Below are 4,149 nucleotides of genomic sequence, written 5' to 3' on the forward strand. Positions count from 1 at the left end.
GCTCCTGCGCGAACTGCACGTTGAAGCGCCAGAAGTCGATCAGTTCGCACGTCGCGTCGATCTCGGCCTGATGCACCGTCTTGGCCTGGCCCAGCATCGTGGACGCGAGGAACGTGTTGCGCCACGTCGTGGTGAGCAGCTCGGCCGCGCGGAGGAACACGGCGGCGCGATCTTCCCAGCGCCAGCTCGCCCACTCTTCGCGCGCCTTGGCGGCCGCGGCGATGGCTTCGTGCACGAGCTCTGGCGTGGCCTTGTGGTACGTGGCCAGCACGTGCTGATGGTCGCACGGCATGCGCACCGTGCCGGTGTCGCCCGTGTGGATGCGGCGGCCACCCACGACGATCGGGATGTCGATCTGCTCGGCGGCCATTTCCTCGAGGCGCTTCTGCAGCGACAGCCGTTCCGGGGAGCCCGGCGCGTAGCTCCGCACCGGTTCGTTGACCGCAGCCGGCACGCGACGCGTACCGTCGAAGGCAGCAAAGGACATCGTTCGTCTCCGAAGGACAGGGAAGGGGTTCCCGCGGGGAGACCCGCACCCGGGCGCCGTTCGCGGGAAGTCCCGAAAGGTAGCAGACGCGCTGGCGTCGCGCCGTTCTTGCACTAGCGTTCGCGCATGGTTCTGATGTCTTCTGCTTCCCCCGCCCGTGTCGGCTTCCGGATGGGGGCTCCGCTCCTGGTGGTCTTGCTGGTCGGCCTGACCGCCTGCGAGACGCCACCGGCCCGCTGGCTGGACTCGGCCGGCGTGGTCACCGCGATGCCGTCGCCGCTGCAGTACCCGGCGTTCGTACCGTACGACAGCACCCTCGCCGACAGCACGGCCGAAGCGGCCTTCCTGCTCACGCAGGACCAGCTGCGGGAAGCCGGTGCCGTCACCCTGCTGGCGGCAGCGATCGACTCGCTGCCCGAATCGCAGGAGCTGCTGAGTGCGGCGCCTGCCATGGCTCCCATGCAGATGGCGCCCGCACCCACCACGTCGCTGGGCGACGGTGACGTGCCGCTCGATGCCGCGCGGTGCGCGCGCTCGCTGCGATTCGCCACGGCCCCTGGGCGCGGCAAGGTTGCCGTGTGGTGGACCCGCGTGAACGGTGGCCGGGTGCATCTCGCCGCGGCGTGGCGCGATACCGTGGCAGCCGAGCAGCGGCTCGGAGCGTGGCGCGGCCCCATCATGGTCGACACGCTCGATCAGGGGCCGCGTGATGCGCAGGCCTCGGAACGTGGCGCGTACGGCTGTGCCCGCCCCGCCCCGAGCCTCGCCGTGGACTCACTCAACGGCTATGTGCACGTGGCGTACGCGCTCACCGGCCCCGAGGGCCCGGGCGTGTTCTATGCCCACCAAATGGATCCGCGCGCGGCCTTCGAGCCGCCCGTCGCGGTGCTGTACGGCGAGCGACTCGGCGAGGCCCGCGTGGCGTCGCACGGCGAACTGGTGGCGGTGGCCTACGAGGACCCGAACAGCCGCAGCCGCGTGATCACCGCCGTCGCCATTTCGCGCACGGCCGGACACCTTTTCGAAGAACGCCTCATCGCCAGCGGTGGCACCACCGCGCGCGATCCGCATGTGGCCGTGCGCGGCAAGGCGGTGGTGGTGGGGTGGAGCGATTTCGCCTCGCCCAACGCCGACCCGGTGTTCAAGATCCGCCGCGCCGTCGTGCAGTAGTCGACGGTCTGCCTCCTGCGTCCTGCTCCCTGTCACTTATGCTGCTCATCGGCGCCCACTGTATAGACACCGGCGGCATTCCCATGGCCGCCCGCCGGGCCGGCAATGCCGGTATGCACGCGTTGCAGATCTTCAGTGCGATCCCGAAGTACTACAATGACAAGGTGGGGGTGAAGCCCGATCGCGTCGCGCGCTTTCACGAGGCGCTGGCCGACGCGGGGATCGAGCCCCGCCACGTGATCGTACATGCGGCGTACGTGCTCAACTGTGCCACCCCCGACGAGGAGAAGTGGTCGCGTGCAGCGGCCGGCCTCGCCAAGGAGTTCGAGCGCTCGACGGCGCTCGGGGTGGGCGGCGTGTGCTTCCATCCGGGCGCGGCCACCACGGGCGATCGGCAGGAGGCGTGTGAACGGGTGGCCGAAGCGATGCGACGGGCGCTGGCGGCGGTGCCGGAGAGCCACACGCGCCTGCTCATCGAGAATACCGCGGGCGCCGGTACCACCGTGGGGCGTACGCCCGAAGAAGTCGCGCAGATGCTGCATGGCATTCCGACCGAGCAGCGGCACCGCACCGGCTACGGGCTTGATACCTGCCACCTGTTTGCCTCCGGATTTCCCATCGCGGCGTCGCGTGCGGCGCTCACCCAGGTGCTCGACGAGTTCGAAGCGGCCACGGGTGAACCACCGGCGTTTCTGCACCTCAATGACAGCGAAGGCGCCCTTGGCTCGAACAAGGATCGCCACGCGCTCATCGGGCAGGGGCTCATCGGGGAGACGGCCTTCGGGTGGCTGCTGCAGGACCACCGGGCACAGGGGATTCCGTTGATCCTCGAAACGCCGCAGCAGATCACCGAGGTCGCCGAGGACGACGCCACCCCCGACCCGTGGGATGTGACGAGCGTGGGGTTGCTGCGCACCTTGGCGCACGACACGGTCTGACGGCTGTGCCGCGGGCGCAGCGGATGCGGCGACGCGCCAGTGAGTGGGCGATCTGCTGCCGACCGGTGTGGTGTGCGGGCATGGCCTTCGCAACGATGGCCTGCGGCGACTCCCGCGCGCCCCTGCGCGCGGACACGCACGCCGCCGACGTCGTGATCGAGGTGGACTCTGCCACGACACTCGCCGGCACCATCAGCTGGCCGGCGGCTGTCGGCACGGGGGCCGCCGATACCGACGCACCGCGCGCTGTTGTACCGGCAGTCCTGCTCATTGCGGGATCCGGTCCGCAGGATCGCGATGGCGCGCGCGTGGAACTCCCGGGATACGCCCCGTGGCGCGACTTCAGTGCGGCGCTGGTGTCGGCGGGGTTCGCCGTGCTTCGGCTCGATGATCGCGGCACGGGGGCCTCACGCGGCCGCTTCGCGGGGGCGACCACCGACGATTTCGCGCGCGATGCGGCGGCGGCTGTCTCGTGGCTGCGGCGGCAGCCGAGTATCGACCGCGCGCGCATCGCGCTCGTGGGGCACAGCGAGGGCGCCGTGGTGGCACTGCTCGCGGCGCGTGCGGATCCTGCGCTGGGGGCGCTCGTCCTGCTGGGGGCGCCGTCGCGCTCCGGTCGCGAGATCGCGCGGTGGCAACGCCAGCAGCTCGTGAGCAGCGATCTCGCCCGGTGGCCCTCCACCGAGCGGCGCGCCGTGCTCGCCGCCGCCGAATCGGAAGCGGAGCAGATGGCCGCGCACGATCCGTGGCTGCGCCGGTGGTTTGCGCTCGACCCGCGAGCGGTCGCGACGTCGGTGACGCGACCAGTGCTGCTCGTGCACGGAGATACCGATCGTCAGGTACCGCCGGAGCATGCAGACGAACTCGCCGCGGTGTTGCGCGACGCCGGAGCGGACGTCGAGGTGCGGCATGTAAGCGACACCGATCACCTGTTGCTTCCCGACCACGATGGCGATCCGCAGGGATACGTGCGTCTCGCCGATCGCCGTCCCCGCGCCGCGGTCATCGCCGCCACAACACATTTTCTCTCTATTCACATGGCGCCGCGCTGAGGCGCATCACGCGCGTCGCACTGCGTTTCAGAGGGGAAAACGACGATGCGCCGAGAGAAAAAACGGCGTGTCAGAGGGAAAAAACAGAAAAAATCCGAAAAAAATCGCGTTTTTCAGAGGGAAAACGCGAAATCCACTATTGCGCGCCCTATGCGCGATTGTAGTTTGTGCGCGTCCGCGAAGCGCTTCCCGTCTTCGCGCGATCTGTCGAGATCAAATTGGTTGCTCGACGCGACCCACACGGTCCCCACTCTCAGGAGACGACATGGCCGCTGCGAAGAAGGCTGCGAAGAAGGCTGCACCGAAGAAGGCTGCTGCCAAGAAGGCCGCCCCGAAGAAGGCTGCCCCGAAGAAGGCTGCTGCCAAGAAGGCGCCGGCCAAGAAGGCCGCTCCGAAGAAGGCTGCCGCCAAGAAGGCGCCCGCCAAGAAGGCCGCGAAGCGTACGCCGAATGCGGCGTTCATGAAGGCGCTCCAGCCGAGCGCTGACCTTGCCGCCGTGGTC

At 69.3% G+C, this 4,149-nt stretch carries 4 protein-coding genes and 1 pseudogene; 4 read left to right on the forward strand and 1 reads right to left on the reverse strand.

Annotation, left to right across the window (positions count from 1 at the left end):
• Positions 1 to 487 (reverse strand): aldehyde dehydrogenase family protein (locus ACIQ6O_RS13730; RefSeq protein ID WP_396208353.1); only part of this gene is annotated, 487 nt, incomplete at its 3' end.
• A gap of 135 nt (positions 488 to 622) precedes the next feature.
• Here ACIQ6O_RS13730 and ACIQ6O_RS13735 point away from each other — a divergent pair.
• From ACIQ6O_RS13735 to ACIQ6O_RS13750, 4 genes and pseudogenes are all read left to right on the forward strand, one after another.
• The gene (locus tag ACIQ6O_RS13735; protein WP_396208354.1) at positions 623 to 1,657 is read left to right on the forward strand and encodes a hypothetical protein; all 1,035 of its coding nucleotides are present in this window, start codon (positions 623 to 625) and stop codon (positions 1,655 to 1,657) included.
• 38 nt (positions 1,658 to 1,695) lie between these two features.
• Entirely contained in the window at positions 1,696 to 2,595 is a 900-nt protein-coding gene (locus ACIQ6O_RS13740) for a deoxyribonuclease IV (protein WP_396208355.1), read from the forward strand.
• Positions 2,596 to 2,675: 80 nt separating this feature from the next.
• Positions 2,676 to 3,647, forward strand: a complete 972-nt coding sequence (locus tag ACIQ6O_RS13745; protein WP_396208356.1) for an alpha/beta hydrolase family protein — start codon at positions 2,676 to 2,678, stop codon at positions 3,645 to 3,647.
• Between the two features lie 265 nt (positions 3,648 to 3,912).
• Positions 3,913 to 4,149 (forward strand): annotated as a pseudogene (locus ACIQ6O_RS13750) (hypothetical protein); the annotation flags it as partial.

The sequence above is a fragment of the Gemmatimonas sp. genome (assembly GCF_044345575.1).
Classification (GTDB): Bacteria; Gemmatimonadota; Gemmatimonadetes; order Gemmatimonadales; family Gemmatimonadaceae; genus Gemmatimonas.

Coding starts and splice junctions, on each gene's coding strand:
- ACIQ6O_RS13745 (WP_396208356.1), top strand. CDS start 2,676: ATGGCCTTCGCAACGATGGCCTGCGGCGACTCCCGCGCGCCCCTGCGC.
- ACIQ6O_RS13735 (WP_396208354.1), top strand. CDS start 623: ATGTCTTCTGCTTCCCCCGCCCGTGTCGGCTTCCGGATGGGGGCTCCG.
- ACIQ6O_RS13740 (WP_396208355.1), top strand. CDS start 1,696: ATGCTGCTCATCGGCGCCCACTGTATAGACACCGGCGGCATTCCCATG.